28 protein-coding genes are annotated in these 25,253 nt (G+C 73.1%); 14 read left to right on the forward strand and 14 right to left on the reverse strand.

The features are described 5' to 3' along the window. Positions 1–71: 71 nt before the first annotated feature. From IEY30_RS06510 to IEY30_RS06520, 3 genes are all read left to right on the forward strand, one after another. Entirely contained in the window at positions 72–443 is a 372-nt protein-coding gene (locus IEY30_RS06510) for a VOC family protein (RefSeq protein ID WP_030201188.1), read from the forward strand. A 116-nt stretch (positions 444–559) separates the two neighbouring features. Further along, a complete protein-coding gene (locus IEY30_RS06515; protein ID WP_043417152.1) occupies positions 560–940 on the forward strand; it encodes a YciI family protein in 381 nt (126 codons plus the stop codon). Between the two features lie 3 nt (positions 941–943). Then, positions 944–2,206, forward strand: coding sequence for an RNA polymerase sigma factor (locus IEY30_RS06520; RefSeq protein ID WP_030201195.1), 1,263 nt, complete (start codon positions 944–946; stop codon positions 2,204–2,206). Between the two features lie 10 nt (positions 2,207–2,216). On the opposite strand, the gene IEY30_RS06525 is transcribed toward IEY30_RS06520, so the two are convergent. Both IEY30_RS06525 and IEY30_RS06530 read right to left on the reverse strand, forming a co-directional pair. Continuing rightward, positions 2,217–2,576: a hypothetical protein gene (locus IEY30_RS06525; RefSeq protein WP_030201197.1), complete on the reverse strand. Its 360-nt coding sequence runs from the start codon at positions 2,574–2,576 to the stop codon at positions 2,217–2,219. A gap of 12 nt (positions 2,577–2,588) precedes the next feature. Next, the gene (locus tag IEY30_RS06530) at positions 2,589–3,203 is read right to left on the reverse strand and encodes a hypothetical protein (protein ID WP_030201200.1); all 615 of its coding nucleotides are present in this window, start codon (positions 3,201–3,203) and stop codon (positions 2,589–2,591) included. Between the two features lie 203 nt (positions 3,204–3,406). Between IEY30_RS06530 and IEY30_RS06535 the strand changes: the two genes are divergently transcribed. Then, complete coding sequence (locus IEY30_RS06535; protein WP_052358824.1) at positions 3,407–4,384, forward strand: alpha/beta fold hydrolase; 978 nt, start codon at positions 3,407–3,409, stop codon at positions 4,382–4,384. 1 nt (position 4,385) lies between these two features. On the opposite strand, the gene IEY30_RS06540 is transcribed toward IEY30_RS06535, so the two are convergent. Then, on the reverse strand, positions 4,386–4,907 hold the full coding sequence (locus IEY30_RS06540; RefSeq protein WP_030201206.1) for a flavodoxin family protein: 522 nt from the start codon (positions 4,905–4,907) through the stop codon (positions 4,386–4,388). A 157-nt stretch (positions 4,908–5,064) separates the two neighbouring features. On the opposite strand from IEY30_RS06540, the gene IEY30_RS06545 reads away from it, so the two are divergent. Further along, positions 5,065–5,685 (forward strand): class I SAM-dependent methyltransferase, encoded by a 621-nt coding sequence (locus IEY30_RS06545; protein ID WP_030201207.1) that lies wholly within the window; start codon positions 5,065–5,067, stop codon positions 5,683–5,685. Here IEY30_RS06545 and IEY30_RS06550 read toward each other — a convergent pair. Continuing rightward, positions 5,682–5,912 carry a sigma factor-like helix-turn-helix DNA-binding protein gene (locus IEY30_RS06550; RefSeq protein ID WP_444545793.1) on the reverse strand — a complete coding sequence of 77 codons (231 nt, stop codon included), beginning with the start codon at positions 5,910–5,912 and terminating at the stop codon, positions 5,682–5,684. The two genes, IEY30_RS06545 and IEY30_RS06550, sit on opposite strands and share 4 nt — an antisense overlap. A 52-nt stretch (positions 5,913–5,964) precedes the next feature. Continuing rightward, positions 5,965–6,804, reverse strand: a complete 840-nt coding sequence (locus IEY30_RS06555; RefSeq protein WP_052358825.1) for an isocitrate lyase/PEP mutase family protein — start codon at positions 6,802–6,804, stop codon at positions 5,965–5,967. 141 nt (positions 6,805–6,945) lie between these two features. Here IEY30_RS06555 and IEY30_RS06560 point away from each other — a divergent pair, with 141 nt between their 5' ends. The 4 genes from IEY30_RS06560 to IEY30_RS06575 all read left to right on the forward strand — a co-directional run bounded on the left by IEY30_RS06560 (position 6,946) and on the right by IEY30_RS06575 (position 8,639). Further along, the gene (locus IEY30_RS06560; RefSeq protein ID WP_030201214.1) at positions 6,946–7,344 is read left to right on the forward strand and encodes a VOC family protein; all 399 of its coding nucleotides are present in this window, start codon (positions 6,946–6,948) and stop codon (positions 7,342–7,344) included. Between the two features lie 33 nt (positions 7,345–7,377). Then, a complete protein-coding gene (locus tag IEY30_RS06565; RefSeq protein WP_030201217.1) occupies positions 7,378–7,713 on the forward strand; it encodes a YnfA family protein in 336 nt (111 codons plus the stop codon). A gap of 80 nt (positions 7,714–7,793) precedes the next feature. Then, on the forward strand, positions 7,794–8,054 hold the full coding sequence (locus IEY30_RS06570) for a metal-sensitive transcriptional regulator (RefSeq protein WP_030201220.1): 261 nt from the start codon (positions 7,794–7,796) through the stop codon (positions 8,052–8,054). 99 nt (positions 8,055–8,153) lie between these two features. Then, positions 8,154–8,639 (forward strand): hemerythrin domain-containing protein, encoded by a 486-nt coding sequence (locus IEY30_RS06575; RefSeq protein WP_052358826.1) that lies wholly within the window; start codon positions 8,154–8,156, stop codon positions 8,637–8,639. 22 nt (positions 8,640–8,661) lie between these two features. Here the strand turns inward: IEY30_RS06575 and IEY30_RS06580 are convergent, their stop codons facing one another. From IEY30_RS06580 to IEY30_RS06590, 3 genes are read right to left on the reverse strand one after another with little or no spacing between them, the layout of a single operon-like run. Continuing rightward, positions 8,662–9,912, reverse strand: a complete 1,251-nt coding sequence (locus IEY30_RS06580; protein WP_229674870.1) for an SAM-dependent methyltransferase — start codon at positions 9,910–9,912, stop codon at positions 8,662–8,664. Positions 9,913–9,941: 29 nt separating this feature from the next. Further along, entirely contained in the window at positions 9,942–11,393 is a 1,452-nt protein-coding gene (locus tag IEY30_RS06585) for an FAD-binding oxidoreductase (RefSeq protein ID WP_229674871.1), read from the reverse strand. A 36-nt stretch (positions 11,394–11,429) separates the two neighbouring features. After that, positions 11,430–12,065, reverse strand: a complete 636-nt coding sequence (locus IEY30_RS06590) for a LysE family translocator (RefSeq protein WP_030201230.1) — start codon at positions 12,063–12,065, stop codon at positions 11,430–11,432. 72 nt (positions 12,066–12,137) lie between these two features. Here IEY30_RS06590 and IEY30_RS06595 point away from each other — a divergent pair, with 72 nt between their 5' ends. After that, on the forward strand, positions 12,138–12,680 hold the full coding sequence (locus IEY30_RS06595; RefSeq protein ID WP_030201232.1) for a DinB family protein: 543 nt from the start codon (positions 12,138–12,140) through the stop codon (positions 12,678–12,680). Here the strand turns inward: IEY30_RS06595 and IEY30_RS06600 are convergent. From IEY30_RS06600 to IEY30_RS06610, 3 genes are all read right to left on the reverse strand, one after another. After that, on the reverse strand, positions 12,667–13,989 hold the full coding sequence (locus IEY30_RS06600) for a DUF6596 domain-containing protein (RefSeq protein ID WP_030201234.1): 1,323 nt from the start codon (positions 13,987–13,989) through the stop codon (positions 12,667–12,669). The two genes, IEY30_RS06595 and IEY30_RS06600, sit on opposite strands and share 14 nt — an antisense overlap. After that, the gene (locus tag IEY30_RS06605) at positions 13,990–14,427 is read right to left on the reverse strand and encodes a YciI family protein (RefSeq protein ID WP_030201236.1); all 438 of its coding nucleotides are present in this window, start codon (positions 14,425–14,427) and stop codon (positions 13,990–13,992) included. Positions 14,428–14,548: 121 nt separating this feature from the next. Next, positions 14,549–15,610 (reverse strand): GTP pyrophosphokinase, encoded by a 1,062-nt coding sequence (locus IEY30_RS06610; RefSeq protein WP_043417153.1) that lies wholly within the window; start codon positions 15,608–15,610, stop codon positions 14,549–14,551. A gap of 94 nt (positions 15,611–15,704) precedes the next feature. Between IEY30_RS06610 and IEY30_RS06615 the strand changes: the two genes are divergently transcribed. After that, positions 15,705–16,238: a GNAT family N-acetyltransferase gene (locus IEY30_RS06615; RefSeq protein ID WP_030201241.1), complete on the forward strand. Its 534-nt coding sequence runs from the start codon at positions 15,705–15,707 to the stop codon at positions 16,236–16,238. A gap of 27 nt (positions 16,239–16,265) precedes the next feature. Here IEY30_RS06615 and IEY30_RS06620 read toward each other — a convergent pair whose 3' ends face one another. Together IEY30_RS06620 and IEY30_RS06625 are read right to left on the reverse strand one after the other, a co-directional pair. Next, positions 16,266–18,218 (reverse strand): APC family permease, encoded by a 1,953-nt coding sequence (locus IEY30_RS06620; RefSeq protein ID WP_030201244.1) that lies wholly within the window; start codon positions 18,216–18,218, stop codon positions 16,266–16,268. Positions 18,219–18,256: 38 nt separating this feature from the next. Further along, on the reverse strand, positions 18,257–19,546 hold the full coding sequence (locus IEY30_RS06625) for an APC family permease (RefSeq protein ID WP_030201246.1): 1,290 nt from the start codon (positions 19,544–19,546) through the stop codon (positions 18,257–18,259). An 80-nt stretch (positions 19,547–19,626) separates the two neighbouring features. Here IEY30_RS06625 and pdxR point away from each other — a divergent pair, with 80 nt between their 5' ends. Next, positions 19,627–21,090 carry a MocR-like pyridoxine biosynthesis transcription factor PdxR gene (gene pdxR / locus IEY30_RS06630; RefSeq protein WP_030201248.1) on the forward strand — a complete coding sequence of 488 codons (1,464 nt, stop codon included), beginning with the start codon at positions 19,627–19,629 and terminating at the stop codon, positions 21,088–21,090. Here the strand turns inward: pdxR and IEY30_RS06635 are convergent. Then, on the reverse strand, positions 21,053–22,246 hold the full coding sequence (locus tag IEY30_RS06635; protein WP_030201251.1) for an MFS transporter: 1,194 nt from the start codon (positions 22,244–22,246) through the stop codon (positions 21,053–21,055). The two genes, pdxR and IEY30_RS06635, sit on opposite strands and share 38 nt — an antisense overlap. A 93-nt stretch (positions 22,247–22,339) precedes the next feature. Here IEY30_RS06635 and IEY30_RS06640 point away from each other — a divergent pair, with 93 nt between their 5' ends. Both IEY30_RS06640 and IEY30_RS06645 read left to right on the forward strand, forming a co-directional pair. Further along, complete coding sequence (locus tag IEY30_RS06640; RefSeq protein ID WP_030201254.1) at positions 22,340–23,320, forward strand: DUF389 domain-containing protein; 981 nt, start codon at positions 22,340–22,342, stop codon at positions 23,318–23,320. A gap of 172 nt (positions 23,321–23,492) precedes the next feature. Continuing rightward, positions 23,493–25,253, forward strand: a 1,761-nt coding sequence (locus IEY30_RS06645) for an immunoglobulin-like domain-containing protein (RefSeq protein WP_188960106.1), incomplete at its 3' end; no start/stop codon positions are given.

A 25,253-nucleotide genomic window follows, 5' to 3' on the forward strand; every position in this document is an offset into this window, starting at 1 on the left:
GGCTCCGGAGCGCTCCGGCGCCACTGACCGGGCGCCCCTCCGACGAGCCGTTCCGGCGCTACCGTCGGGGCATGGGACTCGTCCAGATCGCCCAGCACGCCGACGACCTCGGCCGGGCCACCGCCTTCTACCGTGACCTGCTCGGCGCCGAGCCACTCGCGACCTACGACCCGCCGGGCCTCGTCTTCTTCGACCTCGGCGGCGTCCGGCTGCTGCTCGAGCAGGGCGCGCCGAGTGCCCTGCACTACCTCGGGGTCGACGACCTCGACGCCACCGTCGAGCGGCTGCGCGCCGCCGGCGTCGAGGTGCGCAGCGAGCCGCACGTCATCTTCGGGCACGACGACGACACCCTGGGGCCGGCCGGCACCGACGAGTGGATGGCCTTCGCCGTCGACTCCGAGGGCAACCTCGTCGGGCTCGTCGAGCAGCGTCCCCGCAGCTAGACGAAGAGGCGTCGACCGGGCTGTCGATCCGGCGGGTCGGCGTTCGTGTAGACGGTGAAGGGCGCACGCAGGGTGTGCCCCGACCAGCCGGTGACCGCTGGCAGGAGGAGACCACCATGAAGACCTACCTCATCAGCCTGTTCTCGCCCGACGGCCCGCCACCCGCAGAGGTCGACCTCGGCCGCATCATGGCCGACCTTGAGGTCGTCAACGCCGAGATCCGCGCGGCCGGCAGCTGGGTGTTCGCGGGCGGCCTGGCTGACCAGGCCAGCGCGACGACGATCCGCAGGAGCGACAATGTCGCCGACGCCGTGCTCACCGACGGGCCGTTCATCGAGGCCAAGGAGCACCTGGGCGGGCTCACCGTCGTGCGGTCCGACGACTACGACGTCGTGCTCGGCTGGGCCGAGCGGATCGCCGGGGCCACCGGCCTGCCCGTCGAGGTGCGGCCCTTCGTCGACCAGGACGACCCGGGCCAGGTCCCGACCGACCGCTGACCGATGACCGTCACGAGCGCGGACATCGCGCGCGTCTTCCGGGCCGAGCACGGGCGCGCGGTGTCCGTGCTCATCCGGGCGCTCGGCGACATCGACCTCGCCGAGGATGCCGTGCAGGACGCCTTCACCGTGGCCGTCGAGCGCTGGCCCCGGGACGGTATGCCGCCCAGCCCCGCCGGCTGGATCATCACGACCGCTCGTCGCCGGGCCATCGACCGCCTGCGGCGGGAGTCCACCCGGGAGGCCCGCCAGGCGGAGTCGGTGGCGCTCCACGCAGCTGACCCCGTCGACCCCGCCGACGGGCGGGACGAGGAGGGACCCGTGAAGGACGAACGTCTGCGGCTCGTCTTCACCTGCTGCCACCCCGCCCTCTCCCGGGAGGCGCAGGTGGCGCTGACGCTGCGGCTGCTCGGCGGCCTCACCACCGCGGAGATCGCCCACGCCTATCTCGTGCCGGAGCCCACGATGGCGCAGCGGATCGTGCGTGCCAAGAGCAAGATCCGCACGGCCGGCATCCCCTACCGGGTGCCGCGCGACGAGGACCTCCCGGCCCGTCTGGCGTCGGTGCTGTCGGTGCTCTATCTCGTGTTCACCGAGGGCCACACGGCCTCCGTCGGCGACGACCTCGACCGCCCCGACCTCGCGGCCGAGGCGATCCGGCTCGCCCGTCAGCTCGTGGAGCTCATGCCCGACGAGCCGGAGGCCGTGGGGCTGCTCGCCCTCATGCTGCTCACCCAGGCCCGGCGCCCTGCCCGCACCGACGCGGTCGGCGACCTCGTCCTCCTGGCCGACCAGGACCGGTCGCTCTGGGACCCCACCCTCCTCGCCGAGGGGCATGCCCTCGTGCGGGCGTGCTTGCGCCGCAACGCCCCCGGGCCCTACCAGCTGCAGGCCGCGATCAACGCCGTGCACACCGACGCCACCGACGCGGCTCACACGGACTGGTCGCAGGTCGTCGCGCTCTACGACCAGCTGCTGGGCCTCGCGCCGACCGACGTCGTGCGGCTGAACCGGGCCGTCGCCGTGGCCGAGCTCGACGGGCCCGACGTGGCACTGGGCCTGCTCGACGGCCTCGACCTCACGGCATACGCCCCCTTCCACGTGGTGCGGGCGGAGCTGCTCGAGCGGCTGGGACGGCGGGCGGAGTCGACGACCGCGTGGGAGCGTGCAGCGCAGCTCAGCGACAACGCGGCCCAGGCCCGCCACCTGCGCGCCCGCGCCGCGGCCGCCGATGAGGGACAGCAGGACCCGGGCCGAGCGACCTGACCTTCGGCCCTCAACCGAAGCGGATCTCCCTGCCGCGCAACGACTGCATGCGCTCCTGGGCGGCGCCCTCGCGCGGGCTGAGCGGCTCGCCGTTGGCGTCGTTGCCGATGAGCCACACCAGGCCCCGGTGCGACCGGCCGTCGGCGGGGGAGTGCTCGTCCCGGACGAGGGCGACGGCGTAGAGACCCGAGTCCCCGACCTCGTGCTGCGCCCACTGGGCCACCTCGAGGAGGTCCGCGTCGTGGACGTCGTAGGTCCACGTCGTCCACGAGCTCTCGGGGAGCTCGCCGCCCCTGAAGAGGTAGACCCGGTAGACGGGCTCGTTGTCCTCCCACGAGCTGTCCCGCTCGTCGACCTCGTGCACGCGCATGGTGCACGCTACCTAGGCGGCAGGCAACGGGAACACGTCGGAGATGCGGCACGCGCCGCCGCCACCCGTGATGGGCGGCGTCGAGCGGCTGCCGCTGCAGATCGTGACCGGCCGGGCGCCGCCGCCCACGGGCGAGCAGTCGCAGCGGTAGCGGACGTAGGTCACGCAGACCTCGCCGTTGGCGCTCGTGCCGCTGGCCGCGCCGTCGGTGTAGAGCAGGACGCGCTGGGTGCCCGCGCTGGCGGCCGTGCACCACTGGTGGTTCGAGGGGGCGCTGCCGCACGACGAGCACGAGCACGCGCCGCTCTTGACCGACACGGCGAAGTGGGGCTCGGGGGTGCCGTTCACCGTCACCCCGGTGATCACCGTGACGGTGTCCTCCGAACCCCCGGGGCTGCTCACCGCCATCTCGAAGACGTAGCCCTTGTAGTTGTCCGACGAGCCGCCGGGCAGCTTGCAGGCGGAGCCGGTGAACGTCAGGGCCTCGGTGGACGCGGCGACGGCCGGGGCCGGAGCAGCGACGATCACGGCGGGCATGGCCCAGGCGGCGCCGCGCACCAAGGTGCGACGGCTGGGCGCGTGCTCCTCGTGCCCGTCGTGCCTCTCGCGGGCATCGCTGTGGGTCATGGATCCTCCGAGGATTGGGGCCAGGGTGGCCAGAGTCAGGCAATGAGCGCTATGACCCATATGGATGGTCTGCGCGTTTTGTAGCACCTTTCCCGCTCGCCCGAGAGCCAAACGGGGAAGCCCGAGGCGCCGGTCCGGTGCAGGGCCTCCGGCTCGGGTGGTCGCGTGAGGAGCTCCCAGGTGACCGGCGGTAACCTGCGTTCATGACGACGCTGCCGTCCACGGCGCCCCTCGACCTCGCATCACCCTGGGGCGGTGCCAGCCGCACCATCGACCTCGAGGGGCCGCTCCACTGGGTCGACTTCGGTGGCCCCGAGGCTCCCGCCGACGGCCCCGAGCCGCCGCCCGTCGTGCTCGTCCACGGCCTCGGCGGGTCGCACCTCAACTGGGTGGGCATCGCGCCGGCGCTCGCCGAGCGGCGTCGGGTGGTCGCGCTCGACCTGCCCGGCTTCGGGCTCACGCCGGCGCTCGGGCGCGACACGAGCGTCAACCACAACGCCGCGCTGCTGAGCCGCTTCGCCCACGCGGTCCTCGGTCGGCCGGTCGTCCTCGTCGGCAACTCGATGGGCGGCATGGTGAGCCTGCTGCTCGCCGACCGTCGCCCCGAGCAGGTCGTCGGGCTGGGGCTCGTCGACCCCGCGCTCCCCAACCCGGGCGCTCGCCCGGACCCGCAGGTCGCCGCGACCTTCGCGATGTATGCCGTCCCGCGCGTCGGCGAGATGGTGCTGACCCGCTACAACACCCGTTTCAGCGACCGCCAGCGCGTGCTCGGCACGGTCGCGCTGTGCTTCGCCGACCCGTCGCGCGCCGACGACGCCGTCGTCGAGGCCGGGGTCGAGCTCGCCGCCTGGCGGCGGTCGCTGCCCGACCCCGAGGGCGAGTTCCTCGGTGCGGCCCGCTCGTTGCTGCGTGTGCTGCGCGGGCGCCGCGAGTACGACCGGATCATGCGTGAGCTCAAGGTGCCCGTACTGCTCATCCACGGCACCCGGGACCGTCTCGTGCCGATCTCGGCCGCCCGACGGGCCGCGCGGCTCAACCCCGGGTGGGCCACGGCCTACCTCGACGGGATGGGTCACACGCCGCAGCTCGAGGCGCCCGAGGACGTGCTCGGCCACCTCGAGCCCTGGCTGGACTCGCTCGACGCCTCTCGGCCCGGTCGGCCCCCTCAGCCCACCGACTGAGTCAGCCGACGCCGTGCGAGACGCGGGTGGCGAGCGTCGTGCCCCACTCCCTGGCGCGGTCGAGCTCGCCGGCCTCGAGCGGGCCGGACGTGCCCTGCACCCAGAAGGTCTCGCCGCGCTCGGCGCGGTCGAAGCCGCGGTGTCGCAGGGCCTTGGCGGCGGCGCTCGCGGCCGAGCCCGGGAGCATCTTGACGTGGATCCTCGTGTCGAAGGTCACGACCGGCAGGTCGGTGCGTGGGGTCACGACGTCGATCCACTCGCGGATGCCGTCGCGCGGCGCGGCGGCGCCCTTCGTCGCGGCATCCTGACGCGTCTGCGGGCGGGTCATGCTGAAGGCGTGCGTGGGGCCCCCGACGAGCAGCAGGTCGACGTCGTCACCGATGACCGTGGGCGCGTCGGCGACGTGGACGAGGCGGACATCACCGGCATCAGGCGCTCTACCCTCGCGCAGCCCCTCGGCGATGGCCGAGGCGATCTCGTGGGTGTTGCCGAACAGGGACTCGTGGACGATGAGGACGTTCATGATGCGTACCTTTCCGCCATCCACGCTACGCCCGGCCAGGTCAACGGTGGCTGGATCGTGACGCACGAGACGGACCATGGCACAGTCGAATTCAGGACAATGGGACCCGAGCCGTCGCGAAACCGCGGACGAGCAGCCGAGGACGAGGAGAGCCATCGTGGACGCGAGCGACTGGGACGAGAGGTATGCCGCGCGCGACCTCGTGTGGTCGGTCGAGCCGAACCGCTTCGTCGCCGAGACCATCGGACCGCTGACGCCGGGTCACGCCATCGACCTCGCCGCGGGCGAGGGACGCAACGCGATCTGGATGGTCGAGCAGGGGTGGACGGTCGTGGCGGCCGACTACTCGCCCGTGGCGGTCGAGCGCATGCAGTCGCTGGCGGCCGACCGGCTCGGTGACGACTCGGGCCACCTGACCGCGCTCGTCGCCGACGCGACGCAGGAGGCTCCCGGCGGCCAGGCGGCCTACGACCTCGCGCTGCTCTGCTACCTCCAGCTCCCGGCGGACGAGTGGCGGCAGGCGCTCCGGTCCGCGGTCGAGGCGGTGCGGCCCGGCGGCCGCGTCGTCGTCGTCGGCCACGCGGGGCACAACCTCGCGGACGGGTGGGGCGGCCCGAGCGATCGATCGGTCCTCTATGACCCCGAGGAGGTGCTCGAGCGCGCCGACGGGCTGCCCGTCACCGTCGAGCAGTCCGGCATCCGCGAGCGTCCTGTCGACACCGACGAGGGCCTGCGCGTCGCGCTCGACACCGTCGTGGTGCTGCGCCGGGAGGGCTAGCGCCGGCCGTACTTCTTGTGCACGGCCTGCCGGCTGACCCCGAGCTGCTCGGCGATCTCGGCCCAGGCGAGTCCCTGGAGGCGGGCCCGCCGCACGACGGCGGCCTCGGTGCGGTCCGCCGTGCGCCGCAGCTCGCGCGCCGCGGCGAGGGCGGCGCGCGGGTCGTCGTCACCCGTGGCCCGAGCCAGCGTGAGCATGTCGTCGACCTCCTTGGTCACCTGCGGCACCTCTCGATGATGTCAACTCCTGTTGACACGGTATGCCGGGTGGTGGCGTTCGTCAACCGCGGTTGACACCCGGGTCGGTGGCGAAGCGTCGCTGCACCTCGGCGTAGGGCAGTGCGCCGTCGAGGAAGCCGAGCGTGCCGGACTCGAGCAGCTCGTGGCCGGCACGCTCGACGAGGGCCAGTGCCGCGCGGGCGATGCTGCCGCCCAGGCTGACCCGCGTGACACCGAGCGAGAAGAGCGTCCGGGCGTCGACGAGGTTGGACAGCCCCGCCACGATGTTGAGCGGACCCGGGACGGCCTCGGCCAGGCGCCGGATGGTGTCCTCCCCGACGACCCCGGGCACGAAGACGCAGTCGGCGCCCGCCTCGAGGTAGCGCACCGCCCGGTCGACCGTCTCGGCGAACGGGTCGCCGCCGCCGGCGGCCGCGAAGTACGTGTCGGTGCGGGCGTTGAGCACGAAGCCGCCCCTCGGCGCCGCGGCGCGGGCGGCGGCCAGGCGCTCGACGGCGACGTCGACCGGGAACAGCCCCTCGGGCCCCACGTCCTCGAGGTTGCACCCGACCGCACCGACCTCCGCCGCCAGCCCCACGGTGCGACCGACCTCGTCGGCGGTGTGGCCGTAGCCGGCCTCCAGATCGGCGGTCACGGGCACCCCGACTGCCGCCACGATGCGGCCGACCTGCTCGAGGATGGTGTCGCGGTCGAGGCCCTCGCCGTCCGGGATCCCGAACGACCAGGCGATGCCGGCGCTCGTCGTGGCGATCGCCGGGAAGCCGACCTGTTCGAGGATCCGGGCCGACCCCGCGTCCCAGGCGTTCGGCAGCACGAAGCCGGGCCCCGCGTGCAGTGCGAGGAGCGCAGCCGCCTTGTCCGTCAACGGATCTCCGGTCATGAGTGGTCTCCGATCGCTCGCGTGCACCTCCGGACGCCGACGGCGGGCGTCGGTCCCGATGACACCATCGCACGCCGAACCGGCCGGCCGCAGCGGGTCAAAGCAGTGGCCCGCGCCGTCACGGGTCAGGAAGATGTCGGCATGGCACTCGCGCTCTCGCACACGACCGTCAACGCCCTCGACGCCCACGCCCAGTCCGTCTGGTGGGCCGACCTGCTCGGCTACCACGAGGACCCGGCCGACCCCAACGAGCCCGGGCACGAGGAGTGCATGATCTTCTCGCCCGACGAGTCCCACCGGTTGCTCTTCATCGAGGTCGAGGACGCGAAGCAGGTGCGCAACCGGGTCCACCTCGACCTGAGACCCACCGACCGCCCGCGCGACGAGGAGGTCGCCCGCGTCGTGGCTCTCGGCGCCACCGTGGTGCAGGACTGCCGCACCGAGGACGGTCGTGGGTGGGTCGTCATGGGCGACCCCGAGGGCAACGAGTTCTGCATCCTGCGCAGCGACGACGAGCGGCGCGCGGCGGGCGACCTCTGAGGTGCGGGCCGGCGGCGGTGCGACGATGACCCCGTGACCGTCACCCGCTCGATCCTGCTCTTCGTGCTCGCCGCAATCGCCGAGATCGGCGGGGCGTGGCTCATCTGGCAGGGGGTGCGCGAGCACCGGGGCTGGCTCTGGGCCGGCGCCGGGGTCGTCGCCCTCGGGCTCTACGGCTTCGTCGCGACCCTGCAGCCCGACGCGAACTTCGGCCGCATCCTCGCGGCCTACGGCGGCGTCTTCGTCGCGGGATCGCTCGTGTGGGGGATGGTGGCCGACGGCTTCCGGCCCGACCGCTGGGACGTCGCCGGCGCCGCCGTGTGCCTCGTCGGCGTCGCGCTCATCATGTACGCACCCCGCTCGGGCTGAGCCCGGCGCGCCCGACGCTCGTGACGGCATACACCGCGGGGTATCATGGAGCCTTCCGGTCACGACCCCAGGAGGATGCCGTGGAGCTCGACCTCGACGAGATGCAGTCTGTCATCCGTCGCCTCAACCGCGCCCGCGGCCAGATCGGCGGCATCGTCAAGATGATCGAGGAGGGGCGCGACTGCAAGGACATCGTCACGCAGCTCGCCGCCGTCTCCAAGGCGCTCGACCGGGCCGGCTTCGCCGTCATCGCCACGGGCCTGCGCGAGTGCATCACCAACCCCGAGGGCGAGACCATGGACGTCGCCCAGATGGAGAAGCTCTTCCTCTCGCTGGCCTGAGCCGGCGTCCCGCGCTCGTCCTTCGAGCGAGACCGGGTGCCCCGAGGTCTGGACGAACCGCCCACACGGGGGCGACCATGGAGGGCACGGAGGTCCGCCATGAACGTCGAGCCAGAGGTCATCCAGGTCGACAGCGGGGCCGACCTCGCCCTCCACCTCGACCGGGTGCGTCGGCACCGCTCGGAGCTGCGCGAGTCCGTCGCAGCCGTGGACCTCGCGCTCGAGGCGCCCATCGCGCGCGGCGGGATGTGGCGCGAGCGGGTGCGGGCCGCCCTCGCCGAGCTGGCCCACGACTTCGACGACCACGTCGCCCTGACCGAGAGCCCGGGCGGCATCTACGACCGCGCCCGGCACACGGCGCCCCGACTCTCGGGCCGCGTCGACCGCCTGCTCGGGGAGCACCGCGACCTCCGCGAGGCGATCCACGGCTACCTCGCCGTCCTCGAGCACGGCGGCACGATGGCCGACCTCCCGGTCTTCCGCGAGGAGCTCACCGTGCTCGTGGGCCGGCTCGTGCGACACCGGCAGAAGGGCGGCGACCTCGTCTACGAGGCCTACGACGTCGACCTCGGCGGGCAGGGCTGACCCACCACCCCAGCAGGCCACCTCAGCCGTCGGCGGGCTCGAACCGCGGTCGCAGCGCGAAGCCCGACACCCCCTCCGTGCTCGTCCGTGACGCGAGGACCTGGTGCAGCTGGATCTCGCCCCGCTCGAAGCCCAGTCGCGACCCGGCGAGGTAGAGCCCCCACACCCGGGCGGTGCCGAGGCCGGCGAGCTCGACGCAGTCGTCCCAGTGCTTCGCGAGGTTGGCGTTCCACGCCGCGCACGTGCGGGCGTAGTGCTCGCGGAGGTTCTCGTGGTGGCGCACCTCGAAGCCCTCGTCCTCCATGACGCGCACGATGTCGCCGCTGCCGGTCAGCTCGCCGTCGGGGAAGACGTAGCGGTTGATGAAGCCGCGCGGCGGCAGGCCGGCGTGCTTGTTGTCGGGCCGGGTGATGCAGTGGTTGAGCAGGCGGCCCTCGTCGCGCAGCCGCTCGCGCAGGAAGCGGAAGTAGGCCGGGTAGTTGCCGACGCCGATGTGTTCCGTCAGCCCGATCGAGCTGATCGCGTCGAAGCCTCGCTCGGTGACGTCGCGGTAGTCGCCGTGCCGCACCTCGGCGCGGTCGCCGATCCCGTCGGCCTCGATCGCGGCCTGGGCCCACGAGGCCTGCTCGCGCGAGAGCGTGACGCCGAGGGCCGTGACGCCGTAGTGCTTGACGGCGTGGCGCACCATGCCGCCCCACCCGCAGCCGACGTCGAGCAGGCGCATGCCGGGCCGGAGCCCGAGCTTCTTCGCGACGAGGTCGTACTTGTAGGCCTGCGCCTGCTCGAGCGAGGCCTCGTCGGTCGGGAAGCAGGCGCACGTGTAGGTCATCGACGGACCGAGTACGAGCTCGTAGAAGGCGTTGGACACGTCGTAGTGGTGGCTGATCGCGGCGGCGTCACGGGCCTTGCCGTGGCGCAGGCCCTGGGCCATCCGCCGCAGCTGCCCCGGTGTCTCCTCGGGCGGCAGGGTCGGCGGGTGCGGCGGGTGGTGGGCCAGGAAGCGGGCCAGCTCCACCGCGTCGTGACCCGTCGGCCGGTGCGGCGTCAGGCCGTCCCCGATGACGCGGAGCACCTCGTAGGGGTCGGCCTCGTCGATCCCGTCGATGACGAGGTCGCCGAGCAGGTAGGCGCGGGCGAGCCCGAGGTCTCCGGGCGCGGTGAGGATGTGGTTGAGCGCGTCGGGGTTGGTCAGGCGCAGCACGAGCCCGCCGGGGCTCCCGCCCTCGGAGCCGTCCCACGCGACGACCCGCACGGGGGCGTCGGAGCCGAACACGCGGTCGAATGCCTGTCCTACGGTCAATGTCATCGAGCCTGCACCGCCTTCTCGTAGAGCGTCGGGAACCGTCCCCTCGGGTCGTACCTGCGTTTGACGGGGCCGTATGCCGTGCCGCCGTAGAGCGCGGCAAAGGTGGCCTCGTCGTAGTACGCGTCGGAGTAGAGCGACTTGTGGCCGCCGAGCCGGGTCACCTCGGCCTCGATGCGGCGGTTGACGTCGCCGTCGCGCGCCCCGGGCTCGATGGCGACGGTCGACCAGAAGCCGACGTTGACGTAGCGCTCGTCGCGCCGCATCGGGTAGAGCGGCCACGGCGTCTCGTCCGGGGGCGCGCCCGGGGCCGGGCGCAGCTGGATCGGGCACAGCCAGACCGGCTCGATGGGGACCTCGCGCAGGAACCAGTCGACGAACTCGGCCGTGCGGACGAGGGGGATCTCGACGTCCTGGACGACGCGCTCGCGCTCGGGCAGGCCTCGGAGCCGGTCGATCCGGCTCATGACCCGGTGCCGGTTCTCGAAGGCCACGATCTTCCAGTAGACGTCGCTGCGGAGCAGGTGGCTGGGCCACAGGCGGCGCACCGTCGGGTTCTGCGCGCCGAACGCCCTGCTGCACCAGAACCAGTCGGTGTCCCAGCGCCAGAGGTAGTCGTGGGCCGTCAGCACGTCGGTGCGGCGCTGCTGGATCGAGCGGTAGAAGACGTGCTCGCCGGTGTAGTCACTCGGTCGCGCCTGCCCCTCGAGGTGGTCGCTCCAGCGGCCGAGGCTGAGGTAGGCCTCGGTCGGACCGAAGACGACGCCGTCGACGAAGTCGACGCGGTCGCCGTCCCAGGAGAGGGAGCCCATGATCGCGCCGACGGCGTCGGCGAGCGCCGTGACCGAGTCGAAGCGCACGTGGCGCAGCGCGACGTAGGGCCGGGCCGGCTCGAGCTCGATGACGAGGTCGAGCGCGTAGCCGAGCGAGCCGTAGGAGTTGGGGAAGGTCCGGAAGAGGTCGGCGTGCTCACCGTCGGGGGTCGCCGTCACGACGGACCCGTCACCGGTGAGGATGCGCATCCGGAGCACCGACTCGTGCGGCAGCCCGTTGCGGAACGACGACGCCTCGATGCCGAGCCCGGTCACGGCGCCGCCGATCGTGATGGTCCGCAGCTGCGGCACGACGAGCGGGACGTAGCCGTGCGGCAGCAGCTCGTCGACGAGCTGCTCGTAGGTGGTCAGCCCTCCGACGAGCGCCGTCGCCGGGCGGCCGTCGACGCCGGGTCGCACCTCGACGACGCCGCGGAACGCCGAGAGGTCGAGTCCGGGGGAGTCGTGGGCGGTCCGGTCGCGGAACAGGTTGGAGGTGCGCTTGGCCAGGCGGACGGGCTGGTCGGGCGGCAGGGCGGCATACGCCGTCCTCACCTGCTCGAGCGCGCGCTCGTGGTCGCGGACCCGCTGGTGGGCGTCGGGTCGATCCGCAGGAGACATGACCTGAGGGGTTGCCACCTTCGCAGTCAAACAGATCTCCCTGAGAAGTGGGGACTACTCGCTCGCGAGCATCGCGGCGCCGAGACCGACCATCATGACGCCGCCCGTCGCGCCGAGCTTGTCGAGACGGGCGGGCTTGCGCGCGAACCACTCCCGTGCCCGCGCGGCGAGCAGCGCCCACATGCTGTCGCTGCAGACCGCCATGGCGCCGAAGACCGCGCCGAGCACCGCCATCTGCACGCCGACGTGCCCGGCGGCGGGGTCGGTGAACTGCGGGAGGAAGGCGACGAAGAAGATGATCGTCTTGGGGTTGGTCAGGCCCACGACGGTGCCGATGCGCAGCGCATGGCCGCGCTTGGCCGACACCTGCGCCTCCTGCTTCTCCAGGGCCTCGCGCCCCTCGCGCCGGTGGCGGATCGCCTGGATGCCGAGCCAGATGACGTAGGCGGCTCCCGCGACCTTGATGACGGTGTAGGCGGTGACGCTCGCGGCGACGACGGCGCCGAGGCCGACGGCGACGAGCAGCGCCTGGGCCGTGACGCCGATGGCGTTGCCGACGACCGACAGCAGCGCCTCGCGGCGCCCGACGGTCAGCGCGCGGCCGATGGTGAAGAGCAGGCTGGGGCCCGGGACCTGGATGAAGAGGATCGACGCGACGAGGAACGCGACCCATTGACTCGATGACGGCACCGGACCAGTGTGCTCGCGTCGGCCCGAAATCGGCAGGCGGTTTTCGAGGCTCGGACACTAGCGTCGGTCGCCATGACGACCTCCCCGCAGACCGGACGCACCGACCCGCCCCTGACGGCCGACGAGGCCACGACCCTCGTCGCCTTCCTCGACTACCACCGCGACACCCTGCGGATGAAGACCGAGGGCCTCACCGCCGAGCAGCTCGCCCAGCCGCTGCCGCCCTCGACGCTCACCCTGGGGGCCCTGCTCAAGCACGTGGCCCTCAACGAGGCGAGCTGGTTCGGCGAGGTGCTGCACGGCCGACCGATGCCCGAGCCGTGGGCCGGCGCCGACTGGGACGCGGACCGCGACTGGGAGATGACCTCGGCGCGCGACGACAGCCCCGAGGAGCTGCGCCGGCTCATGGACACCTCGGTCGAGCAGGCCCGGCGCGACATCGACGCGGCGCTCGCCGAGGGTGGGCTCGACTTCCGCTCGGTGAAGCTGAGCCGCAAGGAGGACCAGCAGTTCTCGCTGCGCTGGATCCTGCTGCACATGATCGAGGAGTACGCCCGGCACAACGGCCACGCGGACTTCCTGCGTGAGGCCGTCGACGGGGTCACGGGGGAGTGACGCCCGCCCGTCGCAGGCAGAAGCGCCGCAGCGGTTCGGCGGCCATCACCTCGGCCAGGTCGCGGTAGCGCGCGGCCGCCTGCCCCCGCCGTCCCGTGCGCCACTCGAGGTCGGCGAGCGCGAGGCTCGCGTCACGGCTGGCGTATGCCGGAGCGTCCCTCTCGAGCAAGGCGAGCTGGCGCTCCACGACGTCCAGAGCCTCCCCGATCGAGGTGATGTCGGCAGGGGCCCGGGCGCCGGGATCACCTCGAACCGGGTCTGCGACGAGGAGGGACTGGGCCGTGGCGACGAGCCGCGCGACCCGGACCGACGGCGACGGCCAGCGGTCCTCGAGCGCCCCGTAGAGCGCGACGATGCGGGGCCAGTCGGTGCGCTCGAACGAGGTTGCGCTGGAGTGCAGCCCGGCGATCGCGGCCTCGATGGCGAAGCGGCCGTCGCCCCGGGCCGCGAGGGTCGCGTCGTCGAGCCCGGCCCGGATGAGGTCGCGGTCCCACCGGGAGCGGTCCACCTCGTCGAGGGCGAGGCCGGTGCCGGTGTCGTCGACGCGTCCGGGCCGCCGGGCCAGGCCGAGGCGGATGACGGCGCGCAGGCCCCGCACCTCGGTGTCGTCGGGGTGGACCGCCACGAGGGCATCGGCGATGGAGAGTGCCTGGCGTCCGGTGTCGGCCAGGGCATCGGCGGGGTCGAGCACGGTGCGGTGCGCGACCGTGAACATGCCTGCCACACAGGCGATCACGACGGGCAGGCGGCGCTCGCGCTCGACGGGCTCGGGCACGTGGAAGGATCCGCGCGCCTCGGCCAGCGCACGCTTCGCGCGGGTGAGCCGAGCCGCGGCGGCCGTCTCCTGGACGCCGAGGTGGCCGGCGATCTCGGGGATCGTCAGGCCGCACACGACGCGCAGGGCCAGGACCATGCGGGACGCGGGCGAGATGGCCTCGTCGCACGCGACGAAGAGCAGGGCGAGGCGGTCGTCGAGCCCGTCGAGTCCGTCGGGCCCGTGCGGGGGCAGGTCGGTGTCCATGGCGGCGTGCTCCGCCTCGGGGCGGGTGAGCGCACCGACGATGTCCGGGGCGAGCCGGCGCTCCACCGAGCGCCGGCGGGCGTCGTCGAGCCAGGCCCGCTTGGCCACCGAGGTGCACCACGCGGCATACGACTCGATGGGACGCCCGCCGGAGCGCTCGTGGGCGGCGGCCCGCGCGACGGCCTCGGCGGCATACTCCTCCGCGTCGTCGAGGCTCCCGGTGAAGGAGGCGAGGGCGCGCACGATGCGCGGCCACGCCTCCTCGAACTCACCCGTCCCGAGCGGCACTCACATTCCTGTCGGGAAGACCTTGCGCCACTCGATGTGGCCGCCTGTCGGCACGAGCGCGGCGACCCGGCGGGCCGTGTCCTCGTCGTCGGTCTCGACGAGGTAGAAGCCGGTGATCACCTCGGAGGTGTCGGTGAACGGCCCGTCGGTGTAGACGGCGTCCTCGACGAGCCGGCCCTTGGCGCCCGGCGTCACCGTGCCGCCGTGCCGCGAGCTCTGCAGGGCGGCGCCCCCGACGACGCGGGCGCCGAGGTCCGCGACGGCCTGCTGGAAGGCCTTGTGCTCGGGGAACAAGGCGTCCATGTCGGCGTTGATGTCGGCGGCGGCCCCGGGTGCGGCGGGGTCGCGCCCCTCCGGGCTCGCGTCGGTGCGGCCTCCGAGGTAGGCGTCGGAGTCCCAGTCGCCCTCGTGGATCAGGTAGACGTACGTGTCGGCCATGGCCGGCTCCTTCTCGTTCGGGTGCGCGCAGCCGTGGGAGCTGCGCAGGTGGCGACCCTCGCCACATCATCCTGACGAACTCGGCCGTCCCGGATCGACACGATCGCGGAGGTTTCTCCGGTCAGCTCGAGGCGAGGCGGTCGAGGCGGGCCTCGAGCGAGGCACGCCGGTGGGCGTTGCCCTCGAGGTCGAGGTAGCGCGTGCCGAAGGTCGCGAGCAGGGCGTCGTCGAGGCGGCGGACCGCTCCGGGTGGGTACTTGTAGCCCATCCGCTCGATGAGGTCGGCGCTGTCGACCGGCTCGATGACGTCCGCGAGGGCCTCGACCGAGGTGATGCCGAGCTCGAGCAGCAGCCCCGAGACCCACGTGTAGTGGTCGGTGCGGGCCCAGCCGGCGCCGGCGTACTTCGAGGCGAGGAACTTGGCGAGGTCCGGTGAGCTGATCCGCTGGTCCTGCTCGTCCGGGCCGGGGGCCGCAGCAGGCAGGGCCATCTGGAGCCGGTCGCGGATCGCCGAGAACTCCCGGTCGGCGAGCTCGATGAGCCCGGCGGCGAGGGTGAAGCGGCGGTCGAGCTCGTGCGCGTGCTCCTCGGGGACGGTGCCCTTGTAGCGGATGTCGTGCTCGAACTCGGCCCATGCGTGCTGCAGCACCGTGCGGATCTGCACGGAGGCGCTGCGCCGGCGCAGCGACTCGTAGGCCGGCGGCACGGTGCGGCTCGCGTCGACCGAGACGAGCTGGTGGCGGCTCGCGTAGCCGAAGCGCCCCGCGCGCGCCGTCTCGAGGCCCATGTCGCGGTCGTCGAGGACGGCGAGCTCCTCGGACAGCAGCTCGGCGACGGCCGCGACGTCGTCGTGGACGTAGGTGATGACGCGGACGCCGATCTGGTCGGTGATGTCGGTCAGCGGGTCGGGGTAGAGCAGCCCGCGGCTGTCGCGTCGCTCCGCCTTGGACGCGAACGACGCGACGGACTTCGTGCGCCCGCTGACGCTGAGGTAGTTGATGCCGGCGTCGTCGAGCAGACCGGTCACCATGTCGACGAAGAGCGCCGTCGCGGCCTCGACCTCCGGTCGCACGGCGGCATAGGCCGCCGCGGCCTCGCTGGTCTCGGCGGGCTGGGTGCTCGCCCCCGCTCGCGCCCCTGCGTCGTGCCGCGCGTCGTCCCCTGCTTGATCCCTGTCGGACATGCGGCCATCCTGCCGTGCCGCGAGCACTCGCGGCGACCGGTGTTCACCCGCAATCGCGTGGACGTGACGCGCGGCGAGGTGCGAGCGTGGCGCCATGCACCTCGAGACCGCTCGCCTCACCATCCGCCCCTGGAGCCACGACGAGGCCGACCGCCTGCTCGACATCCAGAGCCGCCTCGAGGTCGTGAAGTGGCTCGGCGACGGCGAGCCGGTCCTCATGAAGGACCTCGACGAGGCGCACGCCCGCATCGACCGCTACACCGAGCGCAGCGCGACCCCGCCGCTCGGCTTCTGGGCCGTGGAGGTCCGCGAGAGCGGCGTGGTCGCCGGCTCGGTCATCCTGCTGACGCTCCCGAACGCCGACGACGGCGAGGTCGAGGTCGGCTGGCACCTTCACCCCGACTCGTGGGGCCACGGCTACGCCACCGAGGCCGCGACCGCCGTCATCCAGCACGGCTTCGACGCCGGGCTCCCCGAGGTCTACGCCATCACCCACACGACCAACGAGCGCTCCCAGGCCGTGTGCCGTCGCCTCGGTTTCGACGACCTCGGCGTCATGGAGAAGTGGTACGAGGAGGAGTCCCGCGTCTACCGCACCACCCCGGAGCGCTGGGCCGACCGAGCGTAGGTATGCCGTGTGGCCGGGCGGGTGCCCTCAGCCGCCGACGTGCACCTGCGGTCGCCGGTCGGCGTCCGGCTCGGCCCGCCGGATGATCTCGTGCGTCAGCGGCGGGATGTCGCCCTCGCCGGCGAGCAGGAAGCGCAGCACGTTCTGCCCCGGCGCCTTCTCGCTCCACTCGAAGTAGATGTGCGGCGGCTTGCTCACCCGGTCGCGCACGTCGAGCAGCACGGCGGCGAGGACGTTCGGCACCGACGGGCCGGTCGCGCGCAGGATGTAGTGGCCGCCGACGACGGCCGAGCCGACGTGCACGGTCGTCGCGAAGTCGCTCGCGTCGCTGATCTCGACCTCGAGGAAGATCGCGCCCTGGCGGGCGTTGAGGTGGTTGTGCATGCGGACGTCGAGGGACTTCGCGCGGTACTCGTCGCGGTCGCCGGCGTTGATCTTGTTGGCGATGAAGCGCAGCGGCTGCGGGCCGAGCGCCGCGTCGTCGAGGATCGCCTGCGCGCTGTCGTCGTAGACGACCCGCTGCACGCGCAGCTCGGTCGAGCGGACGATGCGCGACCAGACGCTGATCACGACGATCAGGGCGATGAAGACCAGCGCGATGACGAGGCCCTCGGGACGCTGCTCGATGGTGATGGTGATCGTGTAGACGAAGATCGCGCTGACGACTGCGAAGAAGGCAGCCGCTGCCCGGTGACCCCGCCGCAGCTCGGTGAGGAAGACGGCGATCGCGGCTGAGGTCATGAGCGCGAGCACGCCCGTGGCATACGCCCCTGCCTGCTCGTCGACGTTGGCGCGGAAGGCCAGGGTGACGACGGCGGCGATGAACGACAGCACGAGCACGAGCGGTCGCGTCGAGCGCGCCCAGTCCGGCGCCATCCCGTAGCGGGGGAGGTAGCGCGGCACGATGTTGAGCAGGCCGGCCATGGCCGAGGCGCCGGCGAACCAGAGGATGCCGATCGTCGAGATGTCGTAGACCGTGCCGAAGCCCTCGCCGAGCAGGTCGTGCGCGAGGTAGGCCAGGGCGCGGCCGTTGGCCTCGCCGCCCGGCTGGAACGCCGCGGCCGGGATGAGCAGGGTCGTGACGAGCGAGGAGCCGATGAGCAGCACGCTCATGATGAGCGCGGCGGTCGTGAGCAGCTTGCGGGCGTTGCGGATGCGGCCCTCGGGCTGCTCGTCGGTGTCGGTCGGGTCGCCCTTGACGAGGGGCATCACGACGACGCCGGTCTCGAAGCCGGACAGGCCGAGCGCCAGCGCGGGAAAGACGAGCAGGGACGCCCCGATGATCCCGAACGGCGCCGAGTGCGCCGAGGTCATGGCCGTGATCCAGTCGCTGAACGCCGTCGGGTGGTCGCCGATCTCGAGGATGCCCCGCACGAGCACGACCGAGCTGAGCCCGAGGTAGGCGACGACGAGGACGACGGCGATGCCGATGGCCTCCTTGAAGCCCTTGAGGAAGATGCCTGCGAGCAGCACGAGCAGGGTCAGCGTGACGCCGACCTGGCGGCCCGTCAGGGACGACTTGAGGTACGGGTTCTCGATGAGGTGGGCGCTGGCATCGGCGGCCGAGAGGGTGATGGTGATGACGAAGCCGGTGGCCACGAAGCCGATGAGGCACAGGACGAGGATCTTGCTCGGCCAGTAGGACAGCAGCCGCTCGAGCATCGACAGGCTGCCGTCGCCGTGCGGGCTCTCGGCCGCGACCCGGCGGTACATCGGCAGCGCGCCGAAGAGGGTGATGAGCACGAGGACGAGGGTGGCCACCGGTGACAGCGCCCCGGCGGCGAGGGCGGCGATGCCGGGCTGGTAGCCGAGCGTGGAGAAGTAGTCGACGCCCGTGAGGCACATGACGCGCCACCAGGGCTGCACGTGCTGCTGCGCCTTGGCCTCGCTCTCGCGCTCGTAGTAGCCGCCCGGGTCGGCCTCCTCGGCGTCGAGGAACCACCGCTTGAGGGGTGTGCGCTCCGCGCGCTGTGTCGTCACGGCGGCGAAGTCTAGGGCTGCGCGCTGGGACCGCCGACCTAACTCCGCGCCGACCTCCGCGCGCGCGACTGGTAGGCGAGGGAGAGCAGCGCCACGCCGACCGCCCACAGTGCGTGCACGCCGTTGACGACGAGGAGCGCGGCGACCGACCCGAAGGCCACCACCGCCGTCCACCAGCCGAGGGTGCCCCGGGGCAGCAGCCGCAGGGCCGAGGCCGTGCCGAGCACGTAGACGAGCGTGAAGCAGCCGGTCGCGAGCAGCATGAGCGGGGTGAGCCCGAGGTCGAGCACGACCGCGGCCCCGAGCGAGAGCAGCGAGGAGACGGTGACAAGCACGATGCTGCGGCGCGGCACCTGGCCCGCCTCGCCGCCCCGGGCCAGCCACCCGGGCAGGGCGCCGTCGCGCGCCAGGGCCGCACCGAGCCGTGAGGCCCCCGCGTAGTAGGCGTTCATCGCGCCGATGGTGAGCAGCACCGCCACGACGGCCGTCACGACCCGGGCCTGCGGGCCGAGCGCGATGGCCATGAGGTCGGACAGCGGCGCCTGGCTGCTGCCGGCCGCGGGGCCGAGCACGAGCACGCTCGTCGTGGCCAGCCCGAGGTAGAGCACGCCGACGACCACGACCGCGATGCCGGTCGCGCGCGGCACGTCGCGGCGCGGGTCCCGGTAGTCACCGGCGAGCGAGGCCACCGCCTCCCAGCCGGCGAAGCCCCACACGAGCACGGCTGCGGCGGTGCCGACGGCGGTCCACCCGTGCGGGGCGAAGGGCGTCAGCGAGGCGCTGCTGCCGTGCGGGAGGGCGACGGCCATGGTGGCGGTCATGAGCGCGGCCAGCACGCTGGCGAGGACGAGCTGCACGCGCCCGGAGAAGCGGAGTCCGGCGAGGTTCATCGCTCCGGTCCCGAGCACGAGTGCCGCCGCGACCACGACGCTCGTGGTGCGCCCCCCGCCGACGACGTCCGCGACGTAGCCGCCCGCCATCATCGACGCCGGCGGCGCGCCGACCGGGATCGCGAAGTAGAAGCACCAGCCGACCGCCCCCGCGGCCCGGTCGCCGAAGGCGCGTCGGACGTAGGTGGAGACCCCGCCGCCGTCGGGGTGGCGCGCCCCGAGCGCGGCGAACGTGCTCGCGAGCGGCACCGAGAGGAGCACGAGCGCGGCCCACGCGACGAGCGAGGCCGGCCCGGCGACGGCCGCCGCGAGCGCGGGCAGGGTGATGACCCCGGTGCCGAGCACCGCCCCGACCGACAGCGCCGCGCCCTGGGCGACGCTGAGCGAGCCGTGGGTCGCGGTGGGCGGGGTCGTCGTCAGGGCTGCGGGCGTCGCCATGGCCCCAGACTCCCGTCCGAGTGGACCGGTCGGAAGTGCCACATCTTGTCAGGTCATTTGGGCCACTCCAGACTGTGGGAGTGGACCTCCACGTCACCCTCTCCGGCAGCGGCGACCTCACCGCCCAGATCTACGCGCAGGTGCGGGCCGCCGTCCTCGACGGCCGCCTCGCCGGTGGCGACCGCGTGCCCGCCTCGCGGGACCTCGCGGCGAGCCTCGGCGTCTCGCGCGGCACGGTGACCGCCGCCTACGACCGGCTGCTCGCCGAGGAGCTGCTCGAGAGCCGTCGCGGCTCCGGCACCTTCGTCGCGGGCGGCTGCGTCCCGCCCGCCCAGACGCCGCGCCGGGCCCGCGCCGGCGCCGTCACGCCCACGTCGCTGTGGGCGGTCCCGGTCGCGCCGGCACCCGGCCCGTCCGGCGTCGCCTTCGACTTCTCGGTGGGGGCCCCGGACGCCTCGCTCTTCCCGCTCGCGACGTGGCGCCGCCTCGTCAGCGCCACCCTGCGCCGGGGCCGCCTGTCGGCGGGCACCTACGACGGGCCAGGTGCGGGTGCGGCCGGGAGTCGCCTCGAGGCCGAGATCGCGAGGTATGCCGGCCTGTCGCGGTCCGTCGTCGCCTCGGGGGCCGACGTGGTGGCGGCCGCAGGCGCGCAGCAGGCACTCGACCTCGTCGCGCGGGTGCTCGTCGAGCCGGGTGACGTCGTCGCCGTCGAGGACCCGGGCTACACGGCCGCGGTCCGGCTCCTGACCACCCACCGCGCCGTCGTCCGCGGGGTGCCCGTCGACGGCGAGGGGATCGTCGTCGACGCGCTGCCCGACGACGCGCGCCTGGTCCACGTCACGCCGTCGCACCAGCACCCCACCGGTGTGGCGATGTCTCGAGCCCGGCGGATCGCCCTGCTGGAGTGGGCGGTCCGGCGGGGAGCCGTCATCGTCGAGGACGACTACGACAGCGAGTTCCGCTTCGCCGACCGACCGCTCGAGCCGTTGCAGAGCCTCGACCGGGACGGCCGCGTCGTCTACATCGGGTCGTTCTCGAAGTCGCTGCTGCCGGCGCTGCGGGTCGGTTACGCCATCGCGCCCGCCACGCTGACGGCCGCCCTGCGCGAGGCCAAGCGGGTCACGGTGTGGGACGGCGACGCCGTGACGCAGGGGGCCCTGGCCGCCTTCCTCGCCGAGGGCCACCACGCCGCGCACGTCCGGCGCGCGACGAAGGTCTACCGCGCCCGGCGCGAGGCGCTGCTGCAGGGTCTCACCGGCGACGGCGGCCTCGGCGACCGGCTCGACGTCATCCCGTCCGCCGCCGGGCTGCACGTGTGCGCGCTGCTCCGCGACCCGGACCTGGACGACGTCACCGTCGCCGAGCAGGCTCTCGCCGCAGGGGTGTTCATCGAGCCGCTGTCGGTCCGGCACCTCGAGCAGCCGGCCCGCCACGGGCTCGTCTTCGGCGTCGGCGGCATACCCCTCGAGCGCATCGCCCCAGCGCTCACCGCGCTGCGGGGAGTCCTCAGTGCGAGCCCGCCGCGACGCCTCGGCGGCGGATGATCGCGAACTGGGCCGCCAGCGGGATGATCCCGAGGATCAGGATCATCGGCACGGCGAAGCCGAGGCGCAGGTTGTCCGAGCCGACCGCACCGGTCAGCACGGCGCCGAGCAGCGCGCCGACGTAGTTGAACTGGTTGAAGCGGGCGACGACCTGGTCGATCTTGTCGATGCGCTCGCCTGCCGTGTCGGCGTCCTCGCCCCCGGCGATGGCGCCCGCGGCCGAGAAGCTGAGTGGCGCGATCGTCGCGACCGCGCCACCGAGGACGGTGAAGCCGACGACGGCCACGACCCACGACGGGGCGAAGACGATGACGGCGAGCGACAGGGCGGCGACGACCCCGCTGATCCGGAGCAGCCACACGGCGCCGTGCCGGTCGACGAGGCGGTCGCCGACGGCACGGGCCAGCAGCGTCGCGACGAGGTAGGGGAGCGTGGCGAGCGCGGTGAGGCCGCTCGGGGCGTCGAGCGTGCCGCCGAGGTAGACCGGTCCCCACGTCGTCGCGGCCGTGTCGACCATGTAGAAGAGCACCATCGCGATGCCGAGCAGCGCGATCTTGCGCCACGGCACGTCGACCGTGGCGTCCGACTCGGCCAGGCGGTCGCGGCGGACGAAGGGCGCGGCCAGCGCGGCGAGGGGCAGGACGAGGAGCGGCAGCAGGGCAGGCCCGAGCTCGACGCTCGACGTCGCCAGCGTGACGAGCGTGCCGAGGATGCCGCCGGCGGTCCAGAACGCGTGGAAGGACGGCAGGATCGGTCGCCGGTAGAGGTGCTCGACCGTCACCGCCTGCATGTTCGACGACGCGTCGACGAGCCCGAGCGCGAGCCCGTACGCCGCCAGACCGGCGACGAAGACGCCGAAGGCGGGCGCGACGAGCAGCACCGCGAAGCCCACGGCCGCGACGACGAGCCCGACGCGTACGACCACGGCGCTCGACGAGCGGGCCGCCACGACCTCGGCGACGACGGAGCCGACGCCCGCGAGCAGCACGACCATGAGGAGCAGGCCGCTGACGGCGAGCTCGTCGAGCGACCACTTCTCCTGCACCTGCGGCAGGCGCGTCGTCAGGGAGATGAAGAGCAGGCCCTGGACGAAGAAAGCGGTGCCGGCGGCGAGCCGCGACCGCAGCAGGGAGGAGGACTCGGCCCGAACTGTCACGGTGGGTCACACTGTCGGTCGCCGATCCCGGCGTCAAGGGACACGGGCTGTGAAGGGGCGCGGGGCCCAGACCGGGGCGGCAGACTGTCGGCCATGCTGAGACTGACGGTCACGATCCCCGGCGAGCTGACCGAACAGGTCACGAAGGTGCTCGCCGACTCGACCGCGGTGAGCACGCTGTCCGTCCTGCGCGGTGCGGCGGTGCGACCCCTCGGTGACGTCATCCACGCCGACGTCGCCCGCGAGGGAGCCAACGTCCTCGTCGACCGGCTCCGCGAGCTCGGCGTGCACGAGGGCGGCACGCTCCAGATCGAGCCGGTCACGACGTGGATCTCACGGGCCGGCTTCGAGGCGGACGAGGAGACGCCGGGCAGCAGCGCCGACGCCGTCGTCTGGGCGCAGGTGGCGCAGCGGTCCTACGACGACAGCGAGCTCAACTGGACCTACCTGTCGTTCATGTCCCTCGCGACCCTCATCGCCGGCGTCGCCATCGTGCTCGACTCGCAGATCCTCGTCATCGGCGCCATGGTGCTCGGGCCGGAGTTCGGGGCCATCGCGGCGCTCGGCGTCGCGCTCGTGCGGCGGCGCACGCTCCTGCTGGCCGTCGCGGCCCGTGCGCTCGTCGTCGGGTTCGTCGTCGCCATCCTCGTCACGTGCCTGGCGGGTCTCGTCGGCCGGGGCCTCGGCTGGGTGACGCTCGACGACATCAGCGGGCGGCGGCCGGCGACCGACTTCATCTACGCGCCCGACAAGTGGTCTTTCATCGTCGCGGTGCTCGCGGCCGCGGCCGGGGTGCTGTCCCTGACCTCGGCCAAGCTCGGCGGCCTGAGCGGCGTCTTCATCTCCGTCACGACGATCCCCGCTGCCGGCAACGTCGCGCTGGGGCTCGCCTTCGGCGCGTGGGACGAGGTGCGCGGCAGCGGGCTGCAGCTCGTCGTCAACCTCGTCGGGATGGCACTCGCGGGCTGGCTGACCCTCGCGCTGCAGGCCGCTGTGTGGTCGCGGGTGCCCGCGCCGCGGTCGCACTCACGCCTGAGCCGGCACGTCCACGCCGAGCCACCGCCGCCTCGCTGAGGACGCTGCTCGGACGAGGGGTTGACACCGTTTCGTCCCCTCCCTATGTTAACGCTAACATCGCGGGCATCGACGCCTGACCGGGGACGGTTGACGGGCTCGTGGTGACACCCGGACGCTCTGCACCCGCTCACGGCTGCCCTGCTGTGCGCCCGACAAGGAAGTCACCGGCATGTCCGAATCGTCGACGCCGCGCCTGCGCGCCCGGCGTCCGCTCGCGGCCCTCACCAGCCTCGCCGTGGCGCTCACCACGGCCCTCACCTCGCTCGCCCTCACGGCGACGCCGTCCGCAGCGGCATCGCTCGACGACGGGCTCGTCCTGCGCTACGCCCTCGACCAGACCGCGGGCACGACCGTGACCGATGCGTCGGGCCACGGTCGTGACGCCACGATCAGCGGCGACACCACCTGGACCGGGGCCGACGGCCTCCGCCTCGGCGGCACGAACGGCCACCTGCGTCTGCCGAACGACGTCTTGAAGGGCCTGACCGACATCACGGTGTCGACGCAGGTGCGCATCGACGCCGCCCAGGCCACGCCCTACTTCGTCTGGGGCCTCGGCAACACGACGAACGGCGCCGGCAACGGCTACCTCTTCACGACCGGGAACGGCTACCGCACCTCGATCGCCAGCGGGAACTGGTCGACCGAGCAGACCGTGAGCTCCGGCCGCAACGTCGACCGTGGCCAGTGGCGCACCCTGACCTACACCCTCACGGGCGGCACCGGCATCCTCTACGAGGACGGCGTCGAGGTGGGCCGCAAGACCGGCATCACCATCACGCCCGGCTCGATCGGCGGCGGCACGACGACGGCCAACTACCTCGGCCGCTCCGTCTACACCGGCGACAGGTACCTCAAGGGCGACGTCCGCGACTTCCGCGTCTACGACCGCGCGCTGGCGCCCGACGAGGCGAAGCAGCTCGGCGCGCAGACCGCCGCCCTGCGGGTCGCCTCCGACGCCGCGGCCCTCGACCTCGGCGACACGTCCGCCGTCACCGACGACCTCGCGCTCTCGCCCAGGGGCGCCGGCGGCTCCACCATCACGTGGGCCTCGAGCGACGAGTCCGTCGTCGCCACCGACGGCGCCGTCACCCGGCCGGCGCCGGGCGCGGGCAACGCGACGGTGACCCTCACCGCGACGATCTCGTATGCCGCCGCCTCCGCCACCAAGACCTTCACCGTGACGGTCCTTCAGGACACGACGGACCGGGCCAAGGTCGACGCCGCGCTGGCCGCGGTGTCGATCCCCGACGCGGACGCGGTCCGGGGCAACCTCACGCTGCCGACCACCGGCGCGCGAGGGGTCACCCTGGCGTGGTCGAGCAAGGACCCCGAGGTCGTCACGGCGACCGGTGAGGTGAAGCGGCCGGCATACGGAAGCACCGCTGCACGGGCGCGCCTCGTCGTCACGGCCACCCTCGGCGACGCCACGGCGAAGCGGAACGTCACGCTGACCGTCCTCCCACTGCCGAAGAAGGAGGCGCTCGAGGGCTACGCCTTCGCCTACTTCACCGGCGAGGGCAGCGCCGACGGCGAGCAGATCTACATGGCCGGCAGCCGCGGCAACGACCCGCTGCACTGGGACGAGCTCAACGGCGGACGGCCCGTCCTCACCTCGAGCGAGGGCGAGCAGGGTGTGCGCGACCCGTTCATCATGCGCAGCCCGGAGGGCGACAAGTTCTACCTCATCGCCACCGACCTCAAGATCTACGGCAACGGGGACTGGGACCGCAGCCAGCGCACCGGCAGCCGCGCCATCGAGGTCTGGGAGTCCACCGACCTCGTCAACTGGGGCCAGCAGCGCCACGTCGTCGTCTCGCCGAAGGAGGCCGGCAACACCTGGGCGCCCGAGGCGTACTACGACGACTCCATCGGCGCCTACGTCGTGTTCTGGGCGTCCAAGCTCTACGCGGCCAACGACCCGCAGCAC

The organism is Terrabacter tumescens, from assembly GCF_014646815.1.
Classification (GTDB): Bacteria; Actinomycetota; Actinomycetes; order Actinomycetales; family Dermatophilaceae; genus Terrabacter; species Terrabacter tumescens.